Raw genomic sequence first — 16,752 nt, forward strand, 5'->3', positions numbered from 1 at the left:
CATGCAGCCCAGAGTCGACCTCATCTCACTAGGCGTTCGCAGTGTTCACGCCTCCCGCCGGTTCTACGCGGAGGGCCTCGGCTGGCCTGTCCACCGCGAGTTTCCCGGTGATGTGGTGTTCATCCAGGTCAACCACGGCCTCATCCTTTCCCTGTGGGACGCCGCGCAAATGCACGCCGAGGCGGGGGTAGGTGTCCCCGGCCAGATCCCCTGCATCACGCTCAGCCACAACCTGCCCAGCACCGAGGCGGTGGACCGGGTCATGGCGGAAGCGGCATCGGCCGGGGCCACTATCGTCGCCGCGCCGGTCACCCAGCCCTGGGGCGGGTACAGCGGCTATTTCGCCGATCCGGACGGCTTCCGCTGGGAAGTTGCCTACAACCCCACGTGGACAGTGGACGACGCCGGCGAGGTCACCGTTTAGGGGGACGTCGCCCCGGGTGCCGGTTTAGAACAAGGCTTCCACCGGCCGGATCAGTTCCGGGGAGTTGTTGCGTACGTTGCCCACCTCGGTGCCGACCGAATCCACATGCCAGTCGGCCGCGACTTCCTTCACGTGGGCCCGGACCAGGTCCACGAGGAAGGCGGCGTCATCGATCTGCGGATCAAGCCACGACGCCATCGTGGCCCGGTCCATGGGCAGCGGCACGCGGTCGTGCAGGGCGGTGAGCTTGCCGAAAATTGTGGACTCGGCACCGGGCGGCGGCGTATCTGCCGTCAGGATGGATGTGGAGAGCATCCACCGCCCGGGATCGCCCTCGGCCTTGGACGGGTCCTTCCACCACTCATACAGGCCCGCGAACACCAGCCCGCTGCCTTTGCCCGGATGGACGTAGTAGGGCTGCTTGGCTTTGCCGGCGCCCTGCTTCCATTCGTAGTACCCGTCCGCCGGGACAGCGCAGCGACGTGACTTCACGGCCTTGCGGAAGGCCGGCTTCTCCAGCACAGTCTCGCTCCGCGCGTTGATCATCTTGGGGCCGATACCAGGATCCTTCGCCCAGGACGGCACCAGGCCCCAGCGGGCAACATGCAGCTGCCGCACGGGGCCGTCGTCGATCAGCCGTTCCAGGACGATCGGCACGTGGTCGGTCGGCGCCACGTTCCATGACGGCGGAAGATGCACTTCCTCCTCCAGCTGGGCGTCAAAGTCGGCCAGCAAGTCACCCACGGCCCGTGCCATCACATAGCGTCCACACATGGCTCCAGCATGCCATCCGCGTTATGTACTGTCATCCGGCACCGCATCCGCCGGGCCGGCTCAGGGAATAGCCCGCCCCGGGTTACCGTTGACGGGAACGAACCCCCTCAACGATTTCAGGAGAGCTCTGTGGACTTTACCCCCGAGAACGGCACCATCACCATGTTTTCCACCACCTGGTGCGGCTACTGCAACCGGCTGAAGAAGCAGCTGGACGCGCAGGGCATCGGCTACACGGAAATCAACATCGAAGAGGTGGAGGGCACAGCCGACCTCGTGGAGAAGCTCAACGGCGGCAACCGCACCGTCCCCACCGTGCTCTTCCCGGACGGCACCGCCGCCACCAACCCCTCCGCCGCCGAGGTCAAGAGCCGACTCGCAGCCTGACCACGGCAGCTCGTGTGGTAGACAGAACGGGACCAACATCCGTGTTGGTCCCGTTCTGTCTATCTGCATTGAGGGAGCCTTTCGTGGTCCATAAAGTCAAAGGTGTCGTAGCCCGCTCCAAAGGGGCCCCGGTCACTCTGGAGACCATCCTGGTCCCGGAACCGGGCCCGGGCGAGGCCCTGGTGGACATCATCACCAGCGGCGTCTGCCACACCGACCTGCACTACAAACTGGGCGGCATCAGCGATGATTTCCCGTTCCTCCTGGGCCACGAGGCCACCGGAGTGGTCAGCGCCGTGGGCCCCGACGTCACGGACGTCGCCCCGGGCGACCGCGTGGTGCTCAACTGGCGGGCCGTCTGCGGCAACTGCCGCGCGTGCAACCGCGGCCAGGCGCAGTACTGCTTCAACACCCACAACGCCACCCAGAAGATGACGCTTGAGGACGGCACCGAACTGTCCGCCGCCCTGGGCATCGGCGCGTTCATCGAAAAGACCCTCGTGGCCGCCGGCCAGTGCACCAAGGTGGATCCCGACGCCGATGCTGCCGCCATAGGCCTGCTCGGCTGCGGCGTCATGGCCGGACTGGGCGCCGCCATCAACACCGGGGGCGTCAAACGCGGTGATACGGTCGCCGTCATCGGCTGCGGCGGTGTGGGCGTGGCCGCCATCGCCGGCGCCGCGCTCGCCGGCGCAACCACCATCATCGCCGTCGACATCGACGCGAAAAAGCTGGACCGTGCCAAGGGCCTCGGCGCCACCCACACCGTGGACTCCTCCGCAACGGACCCCGTGGAGAAAATCCGGGAACTCACCGGCGGCTTCGGCGCTGACGTGGTGATTGACGCCGTCGGGCGCCCCGAAACGTACAAGCAGGCGTTCTACGCGCGCGACCTCGCCGGCACCGTGGTGCTGGTGGGCGTCCCGACGCCGGAGATGACCCTGGAGCTGCCCCTGCTGGACGTCTTCGGCCGCGGCGGGTCGCTGAAGTCCTCCTGGTACGGCGACTGCCTGCCGTCCCGGGACTTCCCCATGCTGATCAGCCTCTACAAGCAGGGCAAGCTGGACCTGGATGCGTTCGTGACCGAACGGATCACCATCGACCAGGTGGAGGAAGCCTTCGAGAAGATGCACTCCGGTTCGGTGCTGCGTTCGGTGGTGGAACTGTGAGCCTCCGGATCGAGCGAATCGTCACGTCCGGGACATTCTCGCTCGACGGCGGCACCTGGGATGTGGACAACAACGTATGGATCGTGGGCAACGATGAGGAATGCGTGGTGATCGACCCCGCGCACGACGCCAAGGCCGTTGCCGCCGCCGTCGGCGGCCGGAAGCTCAAGGCGATCCTGCTGACCCACGGCCACGACGACCACATCCGTTCGGTAGGTGACTTCTGGGACCTCGTCCAGGCCCCGATCCACCTCCACCAGGACGACTGGATGCTGTGGCGCAGCGTGTATCCGCAGGTGGAGCCCGACGTCGCCACCAAGCACGGCGATGTCATCGAGGTAGCGGGGGCCAGCCTGACGGCCCTGCACACACCCGGGCACTCGCCGGGCTCGGTGTCCTTCCACCTCGCTGACGGGCCCGACGGCGAAGGCTCGCTCTTCAGCGGCGACACCCTGTTCCAGGGCGGCCCCGGCGCCACGGGCAGGTCCTACAGCGACTTCCCCACCATCATCGAGTCGATCCGGACGTGGCTGCTGCCGCTCCCGGCCGAAACGGTGGTCCGGACCGGGCACGGCGACAGCACCACCATCGGAGCCGAAGCCCCGCACCTGGACGAATGGATCGCCCGGGGCCACTAAGGACCCTGAGTCAAGCCGGCCGCCCAGCCCGCCAACGCGGGCTACGCCTCCCGAGTATCCAAACCTGCATAGCTGCTGAAGTCTGCATGCCGGAGGGAGGCGTGGCCCGCGTACGCGGCAATAACGGCGTCCTCAACATCCTGGACCGTGAGGCCAGGCACCAGATCGTTGGCCGCGCCGGCGGTGGCCGGGTCCCAATCCAGGCCCAGGGCTGCATAGCTGTCCGTCAGGACGCTGCGGATGGGGGCGGAATTTTCCACCACGATCACGGAACTGAACAGCCACCCGCCGCTCACCACGCGCTGCGCTGTGCCCACGAGTTTGATCCGGTGCGCCGGGTCGGCCGGGTGGGTGCCGTGAACGCTGAACTCCCCGGGGCAGTACTCCCCCGGAATTTCGCCAACCGCTGCCTGCACACCGACGTCCCGCAGGGACTGCGCCAGCAGCTCACCAAAGAAGCTGAACCGGCCCTTGGAACCGGCAATGGCGTCCGCATGGGGCATCACGTGGTCCACCACCAGCGTGCCCTCGTGGTAGGCGGCGGCGCGTCCGCCGGCCTTCCGCACCAGGGGTTCAAATCCGTGCCCGCGGCAGGCCCGGGCGGCCGCGTCGAAGCCGGGCAGGCGGGTATCCCGCTGGCCGAAGGCAACAGTGGGCGCGGGCCGGTACAGCCGCAGCGTGGGGCCGATCCTGCCGGTCTTCGCCTGGGTCAGCAGTTCGAGGCCGAATTCCAGGTCACGTGCGGCGCCGAGGGAATGATCCTGCCGCACCACAGTGAGCGTCCGGAGTCCCGCTTCGGCGTCCTGCATATTGCTAAGCTCCCTTATGGTCATATTGCAATTCCTTGTCGTCGCGGCTGCGTTCGCGGTCATCGACGCCGTCTGGCTCAAGCTCATGAACCCGTTCTACCGCAGCCACATCGGTGACCTGCTCGCAGACAAGCCACACTTAGGTTACGCCGTGGCTTTCTATGTCATGTACATAGCGGGGATTGTCTTCTTTGCGCTGCGGCCGGCGCTCGACGGCGGCAGCTGGCTGACCGCCGTCGGCTATGGGGCCGTACTGGGCGCCTTTGCCTACGCGACGTATGACCTGACGAATGCCGCCACGCTCAAGACGTGGCCGCTGCAGCTCATTGTTGTGGACATCCTGTGGGGTGCCGTCCTGACGGGACTGTCCACCCTCGCCGGCTGGCTGGTGTTCCGCGCCACCTGACATCCAGCGATGTATTGCTGCACGGTCCCCCATCGGGTGGCTAAACTCAGGAACTGGGTCCACCCGCTACTCCTCAGAAGAGGTAATCCACTGATACGCGTCATTAGCTACAACCTCCGCAAGCACCAGGCCAGTGGGGAACTGGTTGATCTTGCCCAGAATTTCGGCGTCGATGCCCTATGCCTCCAGGAGTGTGATACCTCGGACCTGCCGGACACGCTGGGTCCGCTGCAGCTCGCCGACTCCACCAAGGGCAACCGCCTTGGGCTGGCCATTTACTACCGGCCTGACCGGTTCACGGCCCACGGCACCAAGACCTTCGCGCTCAAAAAGTCCCTGCACGACATGGTCCTTGCGCCCGCTCATGAGCGCCTCATCGGCACGCGGGTGCGGGACAATGAGACCGATCACGAACTGGTTATCGCCTCGTTCCACGCCGCTCCGCTGACCGCCACCAACTCGCTGCGGCGCAACCAGATCCACGCGGCCCACGCGGAACTCCTGGGTATGGGCACCGGCCTCATGACTCTGATGGTGGGTGACTTCAACTACCCCTTCTTTACCAAGAACCTCAACGAACACATGAAGAACACCGGCTACGAGCTCTCCCTCAGTGACCGCAGGACCTATACACGCTACAAAGTATTCAAGGGCCACTTCGACTTTGCCACGTCCCTGGGACTGAACATCGAGAATGTGGAAACTCTGCCCCGCGGCGCCTCCGACCACCTGCCCATCCTGGTGACCGCCGAATATGGCCAGGAATCGACACCGTTCCAGGAGCCCCCCGCGTCCTGATTTCACCAATTTGGAGGCCCGAGTGCGGCACGACTGGATCAACAAGGCGCTACCGGGCGTTGGTGTTGCGCGGGGCTACAAACGGTCCTGGCTGAAGTCGGACCTGGTGGCCGGGGCGGCCTTGAGCGCAGCCCTGGTGCCGGCAGGGATGGCGTACGCTGAGGCAAGCGGGCTTCCTGCGGTGAACGGGCTGTACGCCTCCGTGGTGCCCATGATCTTCTATGCCGTGTTCGGGCCGTCGCGGGTTGTCATCGTGGGGCCGGATTCATCGCTGGCACCCATGATCGCTGCCGCCATCCTTCCGCTGGCCGGGCGGGATCCGGAGCAGGCAGTGGCCATGGCCGGAGTGCTGGCCATCCTGATCGGCGTCTTCCTGATAGCCGGCCGGATCTTTAAGCTGGGGTTTGTGACGGGATTGCTGTCCGGGCCTATTCGCGTTGGATACCTGAACGGCATCGCACTGGCCGTCACCGTCAGCCAGCTTCCGCGGCTGCTGGGGATCGATGTCTCCGCCGACGGCCTCTTTGAACGCCTCACGTCCCTGGCCGGGGCGGTCTTCAGCGGCGGTATCAATCCCGTTTCCCTGGCTGTGGGGGCGGGCAGCGTGGCCGTCATTGTCGCCGGCCGTTTTCTTCCGTGGAAGGTGCCCAGCGTCCTGTTCGCAGTGGCCGGCTCCATCGCCGCAGTGGCCGTACTGGGCCTGGCCGGACAGCTGCCCATGGTGGGCGCACTGCCGCAAGGGCTCCCGGCGCCCGCGCTGGGCGGCATTGGCATGGACGACGTCCTGTCGCTCGTGGGCCCTGCAGCAGGCATCGCGCTGATTGCCTTTGCGGACACCTCCACCTTGTCCAAGAGCCTCGCAGCGCGCCGCGGAGTTAGGGTCAACGGCAATGAGGAAATGGGGGCCTTGGGCATCGCCAACGTGGCAACCGGGGTGCTGGGCGGCTTTCCGGTGAGCGGAAGCTCCTCCCGCACCCCGATTGTGCTCGACGCCGGGGCGAAGACGCAGCTCAGCGGTGTGGTGGCAGCCTTGCTCGTGGTCCTTTTTATGGTCGCCGCACCGGGGGTGACGGCTTTCCTTCCCACCGCCACGCTCGCCGCCGTGGTGATCGTGGCGGCGTCTTCGCTGGTTGACGTGCGAACGCTCGTGCGCCTCGTCAGGATGAGCCGGCTGGAGGCCCTCCTCCTGGTGGTCACATTCCTCGGCGTCGCCTTTATAGGGGTCCTACCGGGAATTGCCGTGGCCATTGGACTGTCCCTTCTGGCCTTTGTCCAGCGCGCCTGGGATCCCTACCGCACTGAGCTGGCCAGCGTGGCGGACGTTCCGGGCTTCCATGACCTGGACCGGCATCCCGAAGGCCGGCGGGTGGAGGGCCTGGTGATTGCCCGTTTCGATGCACCGTTGTTCTTTGCCAACGGGGAAGTGTTCGCCGAGCACATCCACGGCCTGGTGGACGCCGCGCCCTGGCCGGTGAAGTGGGTCATTGTGGCAGCCGAGCCGATCACAGGCCTTGATACGACAGCGCTGGATGAGCTCATCCGGCTCGACGATGAACTGGCGCAGGACGGTATCAGCTTGGTCTTCGCAGAAATGAAGGGACCGATCAAGGACCGCCTGATCCGGTTCGGGGCGAGCGCACGGTTCACAGAAGACCATTTCTTCCCCACCCTGCGCAATGCGGTACACAGCTACAAAAGCATTACCGGCGCCGAATAGTCACACAGGCCGGGTAGCCACAGCGGTCCCGGTAGTCACGGGCAAGGCCGTCAGGTCCGGCGAAGCGTCAGAATCTGTTCGGCGCGGCCGAACGGACCCTGAAGATCGTGCAGGACGGTGGACGTGAGGCCAATCCCGTCGGTTCCGAAGGAGACCGCGTTGTCCAGGCCCAGCCATTCGTCCTCGGGCCTGCGGTACATGTGGATCTGCAGGTCCAGGTTGGGGAAGGCATAGCTGTCCTTGCCCGGCGGGACCCTGGCCGCGATCCCGTTGGCTGTGTCAACGAGGCCCATCAGGCGGGCCAGGTCGCCGCTGTCGGCTTTGTCCGTCAGGGGGTGCTGGGTGCGGAGCCAGACGATGCCGGCTCCGGGCCGGTGGCCCTCGGCCACGCGCATCTCCAGGGACCGGATGTAGCCGCCTGGCCAGATGGCGGCGCCGTCGAACGGTTTGCATTCATCCGGTGCCGGGATGGTGGTGTCCTCGACGGCGGCAACCGCGGACGTGTCGCTGGTGATCATCCGCCACGCGGTGGCGCGGATGGCCACCCGCCCGTTGGCTACCAGCTCTGCCTGCAGGAGCTCGATGGTCCGGCCGGGGCGGAGGGTGGTGGTTTCGATGTGGAACCCGCCACCCGGGATCAGGCCCAGGATCTCGTAGCTCAGCCGGGCCATCCGCATGTCGGCGCGGGGCTCGTGGCGCTCCAGGCTGTCCGCCATCAGGCCGGAGGCGGGCGCCATGTGCTGTTCGTGCTCGTTCCAGGCCCCCTGGGCGTGGATGGTGGAGCGGAAGTGGCCGCCGCCCAGCGCCTGGTAGTAGAAGTCGCCGTCGGCCAGTTCCGGGAGTGCAGCAGTCAACATTGACCCTTTCGCTTGTTCGTGTGCGGCTCAGCCCACCCTATCCGCATTGCCCGCCTCCGCCTGCTCGGCAGCGCTCCCCCTCGGCTGGCGCCGCCGGCGTACCAGCAGCCACGCGATAAGTCCCGCGGCCGCGGCGGCCAGCACGGCAAGCCCCCACGGGGACCCGGCAGCCAGCGCCAGCCACGCCTCCACCGCGGCGAGCCCGACGGTGGCATAGATCAGGGCCCAGAGGATGGAACCGGCGACGGCGGCGGGAAGGTAGCGCCGCAGCGGCATCTTCGCAGCACCGGCGGCGAGGTTAACGGCCGTCTGCAGGCCGATGGTCAGGAACGAAAGGGTCACGGCGAACGGTCCCCACCGGCGAACGAGCGCCTTCGCCTGGCCGGCGCGCTGGCCGTTCCAGGACGACGCGAACCGCGTGTGTTCCACGCCGGCTGCCGCTCCCCGGCCGATCCAGTACGTCACATTGACGCGCAGCATAACAATGGCGAACAGGCTGGCCGCTGCCACGCCGAAGGGCAGATCCAGGAACTGGTCCATGGGTCAGGCCGCGGGCTGCGGTCGGGCCCCGACGGCGGACTGCAGGTCCGCGAAGATGCTGCCGTTGAGCCGGAAGGCGTGGGCGGCGTGGGCCAGCACCTCCTCGGTCCGGTCCTTGTCCAGCGGCAGGGCGTCCAGCCGTAGCCGGTAGCCGTCCTTGTACTGCTTCATCTTCCCGATGCCGGGAAAGATGTAGAAGTTCAGGCCGTCGTCCGGGATTCCGTAGTGCCGCTGGACCAGGCGGTGGATGATCTGCCCGCCGGACAGGTCCCCGAGCAGCCGAACGTAGTGGTTGGCGAGCATAAACTCGGCACTGTGGTGTTCGCGGATCAGGGTGGCGTAGGCCGTGGTGGCCGGGACGGTGACAATCCGGCCGTCCGCCAGCCGGTCCTGCCAGCCGGCACCGTAATGGAACGCCATGTCCGCCTCGAGGGCAGCCATGCCTTCCAGGGCGGGGTCCAGGCACCCTGCCAGCAGCGGATCAGAACCGTACTCGGACCGCGCCACCGATTCCATGGCACCGTACACCGTGTACAGCTGGGCAGTGAGGGCAGCGACGGCGGCCGCGTCCAGCCTGCCCTCGAGCAGGTCGCCCATAAACGGGGACGACTCAGCTTCTTCGTGGGCAGCACTGGTGGACTGTTTGAGCAACACGGAGAGCGGGGCGGTCATTTTCTTCCTCACGCGCAGCAGGGGGTCGGAACACCATTATGGCGCACCGCACTTAGGCAACCCTAATCTCACCCCTCCAGCATGCGCGTCCGCAGGTCCGGCCACGATGTTGCGAAACCGGGATGGAGTTCCTTCAGGTCCACCGCAGCCAACGGAACCCACTGGAGTTCGAGGCTTTCCGGATCGCTGATTACGGGCTCAAAAGGCACGGTCACCAGCACTACAACGGTGGTGTAGGACCAGTAGCCGAAGTCCAGCACAGACGTGAAGAGGACGCTCACATCCGCGGCCGGTACCGCGGCTTCCTCGTGCGCCTCGCGGAGGGCCCCGGTGACTGCGTCCTCGCCCTGGTGCAATGCTCCGCCGGGCAGACCCCAGGTACCACCGTTATGGCTCCACAGCGCGCGGTGCTGCAGGAGAACACCCTTGCCGGGGTCATAAGCCAGCACGCCGGCGGCACCGAACCTGCCCCAGAACTTGCCGCGCCCGCCGTCCACCCAGGCGTCACCGGGGTCCCGCGGACCGGTCCGGACCGGCGGAATCGTGAGGTTCGCGTCAGGGGACGTGGCAGCCAAGGAGTGATCCATTTCACCAGTCTGACACGTGCCCGGTGGCCCGGACGCGCGGCCGCCCGCGGCGCGTCAGCCGGCCTGTCCCGCGTGACCGCGTTCGACGGCGAAATCACCGCCCGGGTACATAACGGTTTCGTGTCCGTCGTCGAACCTGACCAGGTAGGGCGGATGACCTTCCTGCCCACGGACTTCCACGATCACGCCGTGCCGGTCCGAAGACCCGACGGTCCTCCCCCGGACGATAATCCTGTCGCCCTGCGCTGCCTCCATGGCAATCACCTCCAAGCCCCAGAGTACGACTGACGGGGACCGCGGAACAGGGGTCAGTCGCGTTCCGCGTCGCGGTTCCCGGAAATACGCTGCAGGTCAGGTCCCTGAGACGCGATGAGCCGGGCAGCGTGGCGCAGCGCATCGTCGGGGTCCCGGTGCCAGCGGGTGATGACGACGTCGGCGCGCTGGCGGCCGCTTTCGCCCAGTGCCTGCAGCAACGGAACCACAACGTTGGCAATCAGGGGGTCCACCAGCTCACCGGTCTGCGCGGTTCTGATGAAGCCCTCCAGCCGGGTCAGGTCAGAGTGGCGGAGGAGGGCCACCCGGGACTGCAGCAGCACCACGGCCGCGAGCCGCCTCTCATAGACCGGCCGCCTGCCGGGACCGGGCCGGCCCCAGAGGAGAGATGCCAAAGCGGTCACCTCATCGTGGCCAAGGTCCTTGAACTTCCTGCCGGCGTCGCGGATGGTGCCGCGTACGGCTCCCACCGACGATCCGTAGGATCCCAGTGCCCCGCCAACCCGGGACTCCACGTCTTCCGCCCGGTACCAGGCGCCCTCATTCTGCAGGGTGGCGTCGATGAAGCCGGCAGCCTCCTGCACACGCTCATTCACTGCGCCCTACCGGTGGCCGCGTGGAGGATGCAGAACGGCGTCGACGGGCGGGCTTCGAGCCGTCCCTCCGCGATGGGGTCCCCGCACACGGCGCACGTTCCGTACGTGCCCGCTGCAATCCGCGCCAGGGCAGCGTCCACCTGGTCAAGTCCCGCACTGCTCTGCTTCAGGAGCGCCGAGGCCTGCGACAGCTCGAACGCAATGGTGGAACCCTCGGGGTCGTGCTCGTCATCCACATTGGAATCCTGGCGGGCGGCGTTGGCCGACGAAATGTCCGCACGGAGGGCGGGGAGGAGCGCGAGTTTCCGGGTGCGCTCTTCCTCCAGCAGAACCCGGAACCGTTCAAAATCGGGCATGGGAAAAGCCTAGTGGTTCGGGTCTCGACAAGCGCCGCCGGCGGGAGGATGCTGGCAAGCGTAAGCGCCTCAGATGCGGTCTGGCAGCCAGGGACAGAAAGCTGCCGGACACAAAACCAACAGAGAAAGTCTGCGTGTCATGCCTACAAACATCGTCACAGAACTGGCAGTCAAGTCCCACAACACACCGGATGAGAAGCGCCGGCCGGAGAAAACCGAAGTGGATGTCGTCAACCTGGGCGACTACACGGTTGGCCGGTTGACGTTCAGTCCCGGCTGGCGCTGGTCGGACTGCATCAAGCCGGTGGTCCAGACCGAGTCCTGCCAGAACAACCACGTCGGATACTGCGTTGCCGGTGCCCTCAACGTCGAGACCACCGATGGCAACCGGATCAGCATCAGCGCCGGCGACTCTTACACCATTCCACCAGGGCATGACGCCTGGGTGGACGGCGACGAAGCCTTCGTCGGCATTGAATTCTTCAGCGCCGCGGAATTCGCCAAGGCCCCGGGAACATGACCCGGCTGCCGTCCCCGGCAGGTCAGTACCAGTTGTTGGCCACGGAATGGTTCCACGCGCCGCACGGTGACCCGTAGCGGTCAGCGATGTACGACAGTCCCCAATTGACCTGGGTCCGGTAGCTCGTGAGCCAGTCGCTTCCCGCGCTGGCATACTTGCTGGCCGGCAGCGACTGGGCGATGCCGTATGCGCCCGAGTACGGGTTGGTGGCGGTAGTCAGCCAGTTCGACTCCTTGGTCCACAGCGACGCCAGGCACGGAAACTGGTCCTGGCCCCAGCCGTAGGCGCCCAACTGCCCGGCCGCGTAGGTTTTTGCGCCGGCGGGGTCGTTGACAGCGCCTCCCGGCACGGAAGGCACGACGACGACGGGCGGCGGGACCGGCGTCGGGCTCGGGACTGGAGGCGGGGCGGGCACGCCCGGTACAGCAGGTGGGGACGGAGCCGGTTTCTGGGCAGCGGCGAGGGCCGCCGCCCTGGCTGCCGCCTCCGCCTGTTGGCGTGCCTGTTCCTGCGCCGCGGCCCGCTTGGCGGCCTGCGCCGTTTCGTATGCGGCCAAGGCCACCTGGCCCTGCCGGAACTCCCCCTCCACCGCAGCGGTGGTGCCCTTGAGGGAGGCCAGCTGCGCGGTCAGTTCCTGGCCGCGCTCCTGCTGCTCCGCGATCTGCCGGGACATGGCCTGCTGGGCGGATTGGGCGGCGTCGAGCTTGGTTCTGGCTTCGCCGGACAGGCGCTCGCGCTCGGCCCTGGCCGCCTGCTCCTGCTCGGCCAGGGCACGGGAAATGCGTTCGGCGGCTGCGGATTTGTTGACCAGGGCGGCAGTCTTATCGCTGACGATCTGGACGATGTTCAGGCCTTGGATGCTGTTGTTCTGCACGGCGTCGAGGGCAACGAAGAAACCCATGTTGGTTCCACCGGTCTTGTACGACTGGGCCGCCAGGGCACCGATTTCCTTCTTGTACTGTCCCAGTTCGGCCGCGGCGCGTGCCGTCTGGGCCGTGAGTACGTCCACAGTGGAAGTGGCGGCCTGAAGTGCCGCTTCGGCCTTGGCGTACTCCGCGGCGGACGTTACGGCCGCATTGCCCAGCGCCTCTGCCTCAGTCTGGAGACCGCCCAGCAGCCCATTGATCCTGGTGACTTCTGCCGCTTTGCCGGCCTCGCTTTGCTTGGCGTTCTGGACGTCCTGCCACGAGGGATACCCGCCAGGCGGCGCGTCGTCGGCGGCATGCGAGGGAAGCAGCGCAGCCGACCCCACCAGGGCGACCGCCAGCAGGCCGGCGAGGGCGGGCAGCCTCATTTTTTGAGCAATCCGGGACATAGTTGGTGAGCTTACCGGGCATATACGGATTATGGGGCCTGACCTGCAACATCGTTACCGAGGAGCGAGAAAACCCGGGCAGAAGCACGGGCGGATTTCACGCCTACATTCCGTTACCGGAATGTGACATTGCCGATAATTGGAAGTTATGGTCATCCCGTGACCTGGCTCAAGCCGGGACATTCCCGTCAGTATGCCGAGCCCTGCCGCTGACCGGGACCCCAGCGCATTCCACTGGCAGGGACGGGGGAACCGCGTTTCCACGGCTTTCGTTCGAAGCCTTGGGGTTAAGCCGGTATCGCTCCGTCCCGTGCGGAGCCGTAACCGGCCGGGTGTCTCCGACCCGAACCCGACAGCTCACCCCGCAGGCATGGGAGAGGCGATCACCCGTGTCAAAGAACTTCACTGCCGCACGCCATCATGCGACTCCTGTCCGCTCCACCGTCCCCGTCGGCCCGTCCGCAATGGCCAAAGCCCGCGCATTGACGTTCGGCCGGCCTGCACTCGTTGCTGTTGCCGCATCCGGTCTGCTCTTCTGCGTAGGCACCCCCGCACAGGCCGGCGTCCACGGACCCGACAATTCCGGGACCGTCCATGTTCAGGGCCAGACCAGCGCTCCGGTAGCAGCTCCCGTGGCTGCTCCGGCAGCTGCGGCCACCGTCTACACCATCGTGTCCGGCGACACCTTGGGTGCGATTTCCGCGTCCTACGGCGTTGCCCTCAACGACGTCCTGTCGGTCAACGGCCTGACGATGACCACCATCATCTACCCCGGCGACCAGATCCAGATCCCGGGCGCCGGCTACACCGCTCCCGCTCCAGTGGCGAAGGCAGCAGCAGCCCCCACCGCGCCGGCCAACACCGGCGTCTATCCGGCTTCCACTTCTGCCCCGGTGGCCCAGGCTCCGGCCGGCTCGCTGGGCGCGGCCATCCTGGCTTCCGCCAACTCCCAGCTCGGCATCCAGCAGGACTGCACCGCCATGGTGGAGAAGGCGCTGCGCTCGGTGGGTAAAAGCGTGGGTGACCTGGCTCCCGGCCAGTTCTTCCAGTACGGCCCGGTGGTGGGCACACCGGCCGCAGGGGATCTGGTCATCACGGCCGGCCATGTGGGCGTCTACGCCGGCAACGGCCAGGTTGTCAGTGGCGGGGTGGACGGTTACAAAACCGAAGTGCACTCCATCAGCTGGCTCGCCGGAGCGTCCTTCGTCCGCGTAGCGTGATCCGACCATGCTCGACGGCCGCGGGCGGCACCCAGCCGCGCGCCGCCGTCGTCCATCCCTGGTGTTCGCTCAGGTCCCGCAGAAGGTCCGGTAGCTCCCGAAGTCTTCAGGGGCGGGGCCGGCGTAGCGTTCCAGCCCGGGGCGCCGCGTGTACGGATCGGCCAGGACGTCCACCAACCGGTTGAATGGGTCCAGCTCGCCCGCGATAGCCGAGTCCAGAGCCTCTTCAACCAGGTGGTTCCTGGGGATGTAGACGGGGTTGACCCGGTCCATCAGGTCCGCGTCCGGCGCCAGGGACAGCCACCGTGCGGCCCAGGCGTCGAAGGCGCCCGGGTCCGCAAACATGGACCGCGCAGTTTCCGGGGTGCCGCGGGCCGCCGAGCCGAGGCTCCGGAAGAAGGACGTGTAATCCACCTGGCCGTCCTGGAGCAGCGCCAACACGCCGTCCACCAGAGGCGACGCGACGTCGTCGTGCGCGTCCGGGCGCAGCCCAAGCTTGGACTTCATGCCGGCTGACCAGGCAGCGCTGTACAAGGCGCGGAAGGCGCCGAGGGATTCAACGGCGAGCGCCACGGCCTGGTCCTGGTCTTCATGGAGCAGGGGCAGGAGTGCTTCGGCGAGCCGGGTGAGGTTCCATTCGGCGATGACCGGCTGGTTGGCGTAGGCGTAGCGTCCGTCCGCGTCGATGGAGCTGTAGACCGCGCCGGGGTTGAAGGCATCCATAAACGCGCAGGGACCGTAGTCGATGGTCTCGCCGGAGATGGCCATGTTGTCGGTGTTCATCACGCCATGGACGAAGCCCACCAGCATCCATTGCGCCACGAGGGACGCCTGCGCGGCTATGACCGCCTCGAAGAACGCGAGATAGGGCTTGTCGGCGAGCGCCACGTCCGGGTAATGGCGGCTGATGGCATGATCGGCCAGGCGGCGCAGAAGGTCCGTCTCGCCGTTGACGCGGGCGAACTGAAAGCTGCCGACGCGCAGGTGGCTGCTCGCCACCCGGGTGAGCACCGCCCCGGGCAGCATCGTTTCGCGGCGGACGGGCCGGCCCGTGGCCACCACGGCGAGGGACCTCGTGGTGGGGATGCCCATGGCATGCATGGCTTCGCTGACGATGTACTCGCGCAGCATGGGACCGACGACGGCTTGACCGTCACCTGCGCGGGCGAAGGGTGTCCGGCCGGAGCCCTTGAGGTGGATGTCCCGAAGCTGCCCGTGGATGTCCGTTACCTCCCCCAGCAGGAGGGCCCGCCCGTCGCCAAGCAGGGGTGAGTAGCCGCCGAACTGGTGGCCGGCATAGGCCTGGGCCACCGGTGTGGCACCTTCAGGAATCTGGTTGCCGATGAGCAGCCGCGTTCCCTCGGGCGTCCGCAGGGACGACGGGTCCAGGCCCAGTTCGCCGGCCAACGGCTCGTTCAGGACCAGCAGCTGCGGGTCAGGTGCTTCTTCCGCCTGCCAGGGAACCGCCAGCTCCTCGAGTTCGCGGGCGAAACGCCCGCCGAAGGTGAGCGTTAGTGGGATTGCGGTGCTCATCCTTCAAGACTACCCGTGGCCGCGGGTGAGCGCCCCGCCCTCCCAGCTGAGTAGCGCTATCTGTCGTTCTGGAGGCTCAAAACGTCAGATAGCGCTACTCAGATCCGACGTACTGGCGTCACCCCTCAGACGTGCTGTCCGAACCAGGCGAGGGTGTCGTTCCAGGCGGCCGTGGCCTGGGTTTCGTTGTAGCGCTCGCCGGTGTCGTTGTGGAAGGCATGGTCCACGCCGGGGTAAACGGTGAGCTGATGCGTCACTGTGGTGGCGTCCAGGGCATCCCGGAGGGCCGGCATGGCACCGGTGATCCGCTGGTCGCGTTCTGCATACACGCCGAACGCCGCCGCCTTGATGGCCGGCACCTTGTTCAGGTCCGGCGCCGGCCCATAGAACGCGGCGGTGGCCTTCAGTCCGGCCAGCTCGGTTGCCGCCTGCCAGGTGATGCCGCCGCCGAAGCAGTACCCGTTCATGGCGATGCGTCCGGAGTCCACGAAGTCCTGGGCCTGAAGGTAGCCAAAGGCAGCGGCGAAGTCAGCGACATGGCGCCGTGCCCCGGCTCGGGTCAGTGCACCCGACACGGCGTCGGAGTCAAGGCTGGCGGTGCCGCCTTCCCTGCTGAGCAGGTCAAGGGCCAGCGCCGCGTACCCGGCTTTGGCAAAGCGGCGGGCAACGTCCTGGATGTGCGGGGTCAGGCCGCGGTTCTCGTGGCAGACCAGCACGGCAGGGCCGGCTGCTCCGGATTCGGGCCGGGCGAGGTACCCACTGATCCCGGTTCCTTCGGCCAGGAACCGCACGGTCGCCGTCGTAAGCCCCGCGGTGCCCTCCGGGACGGAGAGCGGACTTTTGGCTCCCGGGACAGCACCGGCAGAAGCGGTGCCGGGGCCCGCCGTCGACGATGACGGCGTGGGTGTGGGCATAGGGTCCGTGCTGCGTGGGACTTCCTCGGGTGTGCATCCGACGAGCAGCATCGCGCCCGATGCCGCCGCCATGCTTCCCGTGATGAATGCGACCCGGCGGGTGAAGGTGCGGTGCGTCATTGCGCCGGCGCGGTAGTCGTCGAAGAATTCCTCGATCAGGTACCGTTCAAACTTTCCAAGCTGGACCATGGCTGGCCTCCTCGAGTGAGGCTCATATCCTTCTCCGAAGGCGGCAGTCCTGCAAGGG

At 66.9% G+C, this 16,752-nt stretch carries 21 protein-coding genes and 1 riboswitch; of the genes, 9 read left to right on the forward strand and 12 right to left on the reverse strand.

The window, feature by feature from the left end:
- Window position 1: 1 nt before the first annotated feature.
- Window positions 2-424, forward strand: a complete 423-nt coding sequence (locus tag ASG77_RS01740) for a VOC family protein (protein ID WP_056340383.1) — start codon at window positions 2-4, stop codon at window positions 422-424.
- Between the two features lie 24 nt (window positions 425-448).
- On the opposite strand, the gene ASG77_RS01745 is transcribed toward ASG77_RS01740, so the two are convergent.
- Window positions 449-1,180, reverse strand: coding sequence for an SOS response-associated peptidase (locus ASG77_RS01745; protein ID WP_056340385.1), 732 nt, complete (start codon window positions 1,178-1,180; stop codon window positions 449-451).
- A gap of 147 nt (window positions 1,181-1,327) precedes the next feature.
- Between ASG77_RS01745 and ASG77_RS01750 the strand changes: the two genes are divergently transcribed.
- From ASG77_RS01750 to ASG77_RS01760, 3 genes are all read left to right on the forward strand, one after another.
- On the forward strand, window positions 1,328-1,585 hold the full coding sequence (locus ASG77_RS01750; protein WP_056340387.1) for a mycoredoxin: 258 nt from the start codon (window positions 1,328-1,330) through the stop codon (window positions 1,583-1,585).
- 83 nt (window positions 1,586-1,668) lie between these two features.
- A complete protein-coding gene (locus ASG77_RS01755) occupies window positions 1,669-2,754 on the forward strand; it encodes an S-(hydroxymethyl)mycothiol dehydrogenase (RefSeq protein ID WP_056340389.1) in 1,086 nt (361 codons plus the stop codon).
- The gene (locus tag ASG77_RS01760; RefSeq protein ID WP_056340392.1) at window positions 2,751-3,392 is read left to right on the forward strand and encodes an MBL fold metallo-hydrolase; all 642 of its coding nucleotides are present in this window, start codon (window positions 2,751-2,753) and stop codon (window positions 3,390-3,392) included. Before ASG77_RS01755 ends, ASG77_RS01760 begins: the two co-directional genes overlap by 4 nt.
- A gap of 41 nt (window positions 3,393-3,433) precedes the next feature.
- Here ASG77_RS01760 and ASG77_RS01765 read toward each other — a convergent pair whose 3' ends face one another.
- On the reverse strand, window positions 3,434-4,225 hold the full coding sequence (locus ASG77_RS01765) for a lipoate--protein ligase family protein (RefSeq protein WP_442854227.1): 792 nt from the start codon (window positions 4,223-4,225) through the stop codon (window positions 3,434-3,436).
- On the opposite strand from ASG77_RS01765, the gene ASG77_RS01770 reads away from it, so the two are divergent.
- From ASG77_RS01770 to ASG77_RS01780, 3 genes are all read left to right on the forward strand, one after another.
- Window positions 4,218-4,607 carry a DUF2177 family protein gene (locus ASG77_RS01770; RefSeq protein WP_056340397.1) on the forward strand — a complete coding sequence of 130 codons (390 nt, stop codon included), beginning with the start codon at window positions 4,218-4,220 and terminating at the stop codon, window positions 4,605-4,607. The genes ASG77_RS01765 and ASG77_RS01770 overlap by 8 nt on opposite strands.
- 93 nt (window positions 4,608-4,700) lie before the next feature.
- Window positions 4,701-5,405, forward strand: a complete 705-nt coding sequence (locus ASG77_RS01775) for an endonuclease/exonuclease/phosphatase family protein (protein ID WP_056341509.1) — start codon at window positions 4,701-4,703, stop codon at window positions 5,403-5,405.
- Window positions 5,406-5,427: 22 nt separating this feature from the next.
- Complete coding sequence (locus tag ASG77_RS01780; protein ID WP_056340400.1) at window positions 5,428-7,122, forward strand: SulP family inorganic anion transporter; 1,695 nt, start codon at window positions 5,428-5,430, stop codon at window positions 7,120-7,122.
- A 50-nt stretch (window positions 7,123-7,172) separates the two neighbouring features.
- Here the strand turns inward: ASG77_RS01780 and ASG77_RS01785 are convergent, their stop codons facing one another.
- The 7 genes from ASG77_RS01785 to ASG77_RS01815 form a co-directional block, all read right to left on the reverse strand.
- Window positions 7,173-7,976, reverse strand: a complete 804-nt coding sequence (locus ASG77_RS01785) for a thioesterase family protein (RefSeq protein WP_056341512.1) — start codon at window positions 7,974-7,976, stop codon at window positions 7,173-7,175.
- 30 nt (window positions 7,977-8,006) lie between these two features.
- Entirely contained in the window at window positions 8,007-8,519 is a 513-nt protein-coding gene (locus ASG77_RS01790) for a DedA family protein (RefSeq protein ID WP_056340403.1), read from the reverse strand.
- Between the two features lie 3 nt (window positions 8,520-8,522).
- Window positions 8,523-9,191 (reverse strand): biliverdin-producing heme oxygenase, encoded by a 669-nt coding sequence (locus ASG77_RS01795; RefSeq protein WP_056340405.1) that lies wholly within the window; start codon window positions 9,189-9,191, stop codon window positions 8,523-8,525.
- 68 nt (window positions 9,192-9,259) lie between these two features.
- Window positions 9,260-9,778 carry an NUDIX domain-containing protein gene (locus tag ASG77_RS01800; RefSeq protein WP_082575777.1) on the reverse strand — a complete coding sequence of 173 codons (519 nt, stop codon included), beginning with the start codon at window positions 9,776-9,778 and terminating at the stop codon, window positions 9,260-9,262.
- Between the two features lie 54 nt (window positions 9,779-9,832).
- On the reverse strand, window positions 9,833-10,033 hold the full coding sequence (locus ASG77_RS01805) for a DUF1918 domain-containing protein (RefSeq protein WP_056340407.1): 201 nt from the start codon (window positions 10,031-10,033) through the stop codon (window positions 9,833-9,835).
- Between the two features lie 53 nt (window positions 10,034-10,086).
- Window positions 10,087-10,635 carry a DNA alkylation repair protein gene (locus ASG77_RS01810; protein ID WP_056340413.1) on the reverse strand — a complete coding sequence of 183 codons (549 nt, stop codon included), beginning with the start codon at window positions 10,633-10,635 and terminating at the stop codon, window positions 10,087-10,089.
- An 8-nt stretch (window positions 10,636-10,643) separates the two neighbouring features.
- On the reverse strand, window positions 10,644-11,003 hold the full coding sequence (locus ASG77_RS01815; RefSeq protein ID WP_056340417.1) for a TraR/DksA family transcriptional regulator: 360 nt from the start codon (window positions 11,001-11,003) through the stop codon (window positions 10,644-10,646).
- Window positions 11,004-11,142: 139 nt separating this feature from the next.
- Between ASG77_RS01815 and ASG77_RS01820 the strand changes: the two genes are divergently transcribed.
- Entirely contained in the window at window positions 11,143-11,523 is a 381-nt protein-coding gene (locus tag ASG77_RS01820; protein ID WP_056340420.1) for a cupin domain-containing protein, read from the forward strand.
- Window positions 11,524-11,545: 22 nt separating this feature from the next.
- Here the strand turns inward: ASG77_RS01820 and ASG77_RS01825 are convergent, their stop codons facing one another.
- The gene (locus tag ASG77_RS01825) at window positions 11,546-12,817 is read right to left on the reverse strand and encodes a lytic transglycosylase domain-containing protein (protein WP_235564233.1); all 1,272 of its coding nucleotides are present in this window, start codon (window positions 12,815-12,817) and stop codon (window positions 11,546-11,548) included.
- Window positions 12,818-13,051: 234 nt separating this feature from the next.
- A riboswitch (cyclic di-AMP (ydaO/yuaA leader) is annotated at window positions 13,052-13,224 on the forward strand.
- Window positions 13,225-13,227: 3 nt separating this feature from the next.
- Between ASG77_RS01825 and ASG77_RS01830 the strand changes: the two genes are divergently transcribed.
- Window positions 13,228-14,058: a LysM peptidoglycan-binding domain-containing protein gene (locus ASG77_RS01830; protein WP_056340426.1), complete on the forward strand. Its 831-nt coding sequence runs from the start codon at window positions 13,228-13,230 to the stop codon at window positions 14,056-14,058.
- A 69-nt stretch (window positions 14,059-14,127) separates the two neighbouring features.
- Here ASG77_RS01830 and ASG77_RS01835 read toward each other — a convergent pair whose 3' ends face one another.
- Entirely contained in the window at window positions 14,128-15,591 is a 1,464-nt protein-coding gene (locus tag ASG77_RS01835; protein WP_056340429.1) for a protein adenylyltransferase SelO, read from the reverse strand.
- A gap of 125 nt (window positions 15,592-15,716) precedes the next feature.
- Window positions 15,717-16,694 (reverse strand): dienelactone hydrolase family protein, encoded by a 978-nt coding sequence (locus tag ASG77_RS01840; RefSeq protein WP_056340432.1) that lies wholly within the window; start codon window positions 16,692-16,694, stop codon window positions 15,717-15,719.
- Window positions 16,695-16,752 lie beyond the last annotated feature (58 nt).

This window comes from Arthrobacter sp. Soil762 (genome assembly GCF_001428335.1).
GTDB lineage: Bacteria > Actinomycetota > Actinomycetes > Actinomycetales > Micrococcaceae > Arthrobacter.

What these genes read in the sequence shown, in the direction of transcription:
- ASG77_RS01740 (WP_056340383.1), top strand. Translation starts at nt 2, where the DNA reads ATGCAGCCCAGAGTCGACCTCATCTCACTAGGCGTTCGCAGTGTTCAC.
- ASG77_RS01745 (WP_056340385.1), bottom strand. Translation starts at nt 1,180, where the DNA reads ATGGCACGGGCCGTGGGTGACTTGCTGGCCGACTTTGACGCCCAGCTG.
- ASG77_RS01770 (WP_056340397.1), top strand. Translation starts at nt 4,218, where the DNA reads ATGGTCATATTGCAATTCCTTGTCGTCGCGGCTGCGTTCGCGGTCATC.
- ASG77_RS01765 (WP_442854227.1), bottom strand. Translation starts at nt 4,225, where the DNA reads ATGACCATAAGGGAGCTTAGCAATATGCAGGACGCCGAAGCGGGACTC.
- ASG77_RS01790 (WP_056340403.1), bottom strand. Translation starts at nt 8,519, where the DNA reads ATGGACCAGTTCCTGGATCTGCCCTTCGGCGTGGCAGCGGCCAGCCTG.
- ASG77_RS01795 (WP_056340405.1), bottom strand. Translation starts at nt 9,191, where the DNA reads ATGACCGCCCCGCTCTCCGTGTTGCTCAAACAGTCCACCAGTGCTGCC.
- ASG77_RS01800 (WP_082575777.1), bottom strand. Translation starts at nt 9,778, where the DNA reads ATGGATCACTCCTTGGCTGCCACGTCCCCTGACGCGAACCTCACGATT.
- ASG77_RS01805 (WP_056340407.1), bottom strand. Translation starts at nt 10,033, where the DNA reads ATGGAGGCAGCGCAGGGCGACAGGATTATCGTCCGGGGGAGGACCGTC.
- ASG77_RS01815 (WP_056340417.1), bottom strand. Translation starts at nt 11,003, where the DNA reads ATGCCCGATTTTGAACGGTTCCGGGTTCTGCTGGAGGAAGAGCGCACC.
- ASG77_RS01820 (WP_056340420.1), top strand. Translation starts at nt 11,143, where the DNA reads ATGCCTACAAACATCGTCACAGAACTGGCAGTCAAGTCCCACAACACA.
- ASG77_RS01825 (WP_235564233.1), bottom strand. Translation starts at nt 12,817, where the DNA reads ATGAGGCTGCCCGCCCTCGCCGGCCTGCTGGCGGTCGCCCTGGTGGGG.
- ASG77_RS01835 (WP_056340429.1), bottom strand. Translation starts at nt 15,591, where the DNA reads ATGAGCACCGCAATCCCACTAACGCTCACCTTCGGCGGGCGTTTCGCC.
- ASG77_RS01840 (WP_056340432.1), bottom strand. Translation starts at nt 16,694, where the DNA reads ATGGTCCAGCTTGGAAAGTTTGAACGGTACCTGATCGAGGAATTCTTC.